Annotated in this window: 5 protein-coding genes; 2 read left to right on the top strand and 3 right to left on the bottom strand. The window is 70.6% G+C overall.

The genetic code is table 11. The annotated features are described in order from the left end of the window. The coding region (locus tag IH13_RS0110685) for a DUF1003 domain-containing protein (RefSeq protein WP_031083241.1) at positions 1-481 on the top strand (481 nt) is incomplete at its 5' end. Between the two features lie 43 nt (positions 482-524). Next, positions 525-1,658, top strand: coding sequence for an Mrp/NBP35 family ATP-binding protein (locus tag IH13_RS0110690; protein WP_031083242.1), 1,134 nt, complete (start codon positions 525-527; stop codon positions 1,656-1,658). Positions 1,659-1,725: 67 nt separating this feature from the next. Here IH13_RS0110690 and IH13_RS0110695 read toward each other — a convergent pair whose 3' ends face one another. The 3 genes from IH13_RS0110695 to IH13_RS40095 all read right to left on the bottom strand — a co-directional run. Then, a complete protein-coding gene (locus tag IH13_RS0110695) occupies positions 1,726-2,388 on the bottom strand; it encodes a hypothetical protein (RefSeq protein ID WP_031083243.1) in 663 nt (220 codons plus the stop codon). Between the two features lie 125 nt (positions 2,389-2,513). Next, the gene (locus IH13_RS0110700) at positions 2,514-3,023 is read right to left on the bottom strand and encodes a sec-independent translocase (protein WP_031083244.1); all 510 of its coding nucleotides are present in this window, start codon (positions 3,021-3,023) and stop codon (positions 2,514-2,516) included. A 118-nt stretch (positions 3,024-3,141) separates the two neighbouring features. Beyond that, positions 3,142-3,948 (bottom strand): S1C family serine protease (locus tag IH13_RS40095; RefSeq protein WP_037841101.1); only part of this gene is annotated, 807 nt, incomplete at its 5' end.

Raw genomic sequence — 3,948 nt, forward strand, 5'->3', positions numbered from 1 at the left:
ACCGAAGGCACCGCGGCGCCGGCTGCTGCCGGAGTACGACCCGGAGGCGTTCGGCCGGTTCTCCGAGCGCATCGCGCGCTTCCTGGGGACCGGGCGGTTCATCGTCTGGATGACGCTGATCATCATCGTCTGGGTGCTGTGGAACATCGTCGCGCCCCGCGGACTGCGGTTCGACGAGTACCCGTTCATCTTCCTGACCCTGGCCCTGTCCCTCCAGGCCTCGTACGCGGCCCCGCTGATCCTCCTCGCGCAGAACCGCCAGGACGACCGCGACCGGGTCACCCACGAGCAGGACCGCAAGCAGAACGAGCGCTCGATCGCCGACACCGAGTACCTCACCCGGGAGATCGCGGCGCTCCGGATGGGGCTCGGCGAGGTCGCCACCCGGGACTGGATCCGCTCGGAACTGGAGACCATGATCAGGGACATGGAGGAGCGCCGGGTGCTGCGTCCCGCGGAGAGTGACGAAGCCGACCGCTGAGGGGCTACCCGCGCGTAGGCACCGGCGCCGTACCATCGTCGGTATGGCTACGGAAGACGCGGTGCGCGAAGCGCTGGCGACAGTGAACGACCCGGAGATCCACCGACCGATCACCGAGCTGGGCATGGTGAAATCGGTCGCCATCGATCCGGACGGCGTGGTCGCAGTCACCGTGTACCTCACGGTCTCCGGCTGCCCCATGCGGGAGACGATCACCCGGAACGTGACCGACGCGGTGGCCCGTGTCGAGGGCGTGTCGCGGGTCGAGGTCACGCTCGACGTGATGAGCGACGAGCAGCGCAAGGAGCTGGCCTCCTCGCTGCGTGGAGGGACGGCGGAGCGTGAGGTCCCGTTCGCCAAGCCCGGTTCGCTGACCCGGGTCTACGCGGTCGCGTCCGGCAAGGGCGGCGTCGGCAAGTCGTCGGTGACGGTGAACCTCGCGGCGGCGCTGGCGGACGACGGGCTCAAGGTCGGCGTGGTGGACGCGGACATCTACGGGCACAGCGTGCCCCGGATGCTCGGCGCGGACGGCAGGCCCACCCAGGTCGAGAACATGATCATGCCGCCGTCCGCGCACGGCGTGAAGGTCATCTCCATCGGCATGTTCACCCCGGGCAACACCCCGGTGGTGTGGCGCGGCCCGATGCTGCACCGGGCGCTCCAGCAGTTCCTCGCGGACGTGTACTGGGGCGACCTGGACGTCCTGCTGCTCGACCTGCCGCCGGGCACGGGTGACATCGCGATCTCCGTGGCGCAGCTCGTGCCGAACGCGGAGATCCTGGTCGTCACGACCCCTCAGCAGGCGGCGGCCGAGGTCGCCGAGCGGGCCGGTTCGATCGCCGTGCAGACCCACCAGAAGATCGTCGGTGTCGTCGAGAACATGTCGGGCATGCCGTGCCCGCACTGCGACGAGATGGTCGACGTGTTCGGCTCCGGTGGGGGGCAGCGGGTCGCCGACGGGCTGACGAAGACGGTCGGCGCCGAGGTGCCGGTCCTGGGTTCGATCCCGATCGACGTACGGCTGCGTGAGGGCGGTGACGAGGGCAAGCCCGTCGTCCTGTCCGACCCGGACTCCCCGGCCGGTGCGGCGCTGCGGTCGATCGCGCAGAAGCTGGGTGGCCGTCAGCGCGGCCTGTCCGGCATGTCGTTGGGGCTGACCCCGCGCAACAAGTTCTGAGCCGTTCGGCCCACTCGGGTGCGGGGCGGACCTCGACGGAGGCCGCCCCCGCACCCGTACGGGCCGCTCAGGCCTCGTACGTCCTGATGTCACCGATCACCGCGAAGCCGAGGCCGTAGGCGCTCATCCCGCGCCCGTACGTGCCGATGTGCGTGCCGTCGGGGGCCGACCCGGCGAGGACCCAGCCGAACTCGGACTCGCGGTAGTGGAAGTCCACGGGGACGCCGTCCACCGGGAGGGACAGCGTCGACCAGGGGGCCTGGCCGACCTCGTCGGCGATCACGAACGCCGCCTCGGTCTGCTGGCTCAGCCATTCGGTGCGCAGGACGTGGTCCATCTGCGCGGGCCAGGTGTACGTGAGCAGCCCGGAGCCGGCCAGCCAGGCCGCCGAGGACACCGTGGTGGCCTCCAGTACGCCGGTGCCGTCGCCGCTGTGCCGCGTCGGGCTGCCGGCCACGGTCACCACCACCGCGAAGCGCGCCTTCTCCTCGCCGTCGGCGACCCGCAGAACCGGTTCCTCACCGTGCCCGGTGCAGCCGTGCCGGACCGTGCCGTCCGCCGCCGCGGTGACCTGCATCAGCCAGCGCGGACCGGTGAACGCCTCGTCGAGGCCGTACCAGGGGAACGGCGCCTTCAGATATCCGTCGACAGTACGCCGGGTCGCCGGCATCCCCTCTGCGGTGCCGGTGCCCGGGGCCCCGTCCGCCTCTGCCCGACTCGTCGTCTCCATCTGTCCGGCCGCCTCCTCGATCTGTCAGTGATCCGGAGCGGCCCTCCCTCTCGGGCATGGGCGATCGCGCGACCGGACAGATGGAGAATAGCCATACCGTCCGGACGAGCCGGGATTGACGGGTCTCAGGTGGCGTCTGCGTCGAAGGGCGGGCGCTCGTCCTGCGCGGTCTTCTTCAGGGGGTCGGACGCGGACTCCTTCTTCAGGAGACCGGGGGACGTGTCCTTCTTCAGGAGACCGGGGGTCGTGTCCTTCTTGAGGAGATCGGGCGTGTCCGCCGCCGCGGGGGCGGTGGACGAGGCGCTCTCCCGGCCGTTGACCGCGTCGGTGACCTCGGCCATCTCCTTGCGCAGGTCGAAGCTGTCGCGGATCTCCTTCAGGCCCAGGTCGTCCCCGCCCTCCGAGAGCTGCTTGCGCAGGAACGTCTTGGGGTTGAGGTCCTCGAACTCGAAGTCCTTGAACTGCGGTCCGAGCTCCGTGCGGATGTCTTCCTTCGCGCTGTCCGAGAACTCACGGATCTTGCGGATGGTGCGCGCGACGTCCTGGATGACCTTCGGCAGTTTCTCCGGACCGAAGACGAGCACGGCGATGACCACGAGCGTCAGCAGCTCCAGTGCGCCTATGTCATTGAACACCTTGCTGCTCCTCGTGTTCTCTGCGTGTCTCAGCGGTTGCCTGCCCGCCGGGTGCCGTGGCCCGGACCGGATCCACGGTACCCGGCGAGGCCGCCCGCGCGGTACCTGCCGCCCGCCCTCAGGTGCCGCTCGCCGAACCCAGGGTCAACGTCTTGGACAGCTCTTTGCCTCCGCGCTCCAGCCGCAGGTCCAGCCGGTCGCCGGGGCGGTGGGCCCGGATCTTGATGATCAGCTCCTCGCCGCTGTGCACCCGCTGGCCCTGCACCTGGGTGATGACGTCGCCCGCTTCGATGCCCGCCTCGGCGGCCGGGCCGCCCGGGGTCACCGCGGGTCCGCCGTCGGCCGCCTTCCCGCCGACCTTGGCGCCGTCGCCGGTGAACTGCATGTCCAGCGTGACGCCGATCACGGGGTGGGACGCCTTGCCGGTGTTGATCAGCTCCTCGGCGACGCGCTTGGCCTGGTTGATCGGTATGGCGAACCCGAGGCCGATGGAGCCGGCCTGGCCGCCGTCGAGCCCGGAGCCGGCGTCGGCCGCGCGGATGGCGCTGATGATGCCGGAGGTGACCGTGTTGGACAGGTCGAACGGCGCGCCGATGGCCACCACCGGGTCGCCGACCTGCACGTTGTCGGAGTTGCCGAGGGGCAGGGGCTTCAGGCCGGAGACACCGCTGACCTTGACCACCGCCAGGTCGTAACCGCTGTCCTGCCCGACGACCTCGGCCGACGCGGTCTCGCCGCCGCTGAAGGTGACCGTGATGTCGCCGGTGGACCCGGCGGGGGCCACGACGTGGTTGTTGGTGAGGATGTGGCCCCTGCCGTCGAGTACGAAGCCGGTACCGGTGCCGGACTCGGCGGACCCGCTGACGTGCAGGGTCACCACACTGGGCAGGGCCCGCGCGGCGATGCCGGCGACGCTGTCCGGGGC

Origin of the sequence: Streptomyces sp. NRRL WC-3549, from assembly GCF_000721935.1 — a bacterium.
GTDB lineage: Bacteria > Actinomycetota > Actinomycetes > Streptomycetales > Streptomycetaceae > Streptomyces.

Coding starts and splice junctions, on each gene's coding strand:
- IH13_RS0110690 (WP_031083242.1), top strand. CDS start 525: ATGGCTACGGAAGACGCGGTGCGCGAAGCGCTGGCGACAGTGAACGAC.
- IH13_RS0110695 (WP_031083243.1), bottom strand. CDS start 2,388: ATGGAGACGACGAGTCGGGCAGAGGCGGACGGGGCCCCGGGCACCGGC.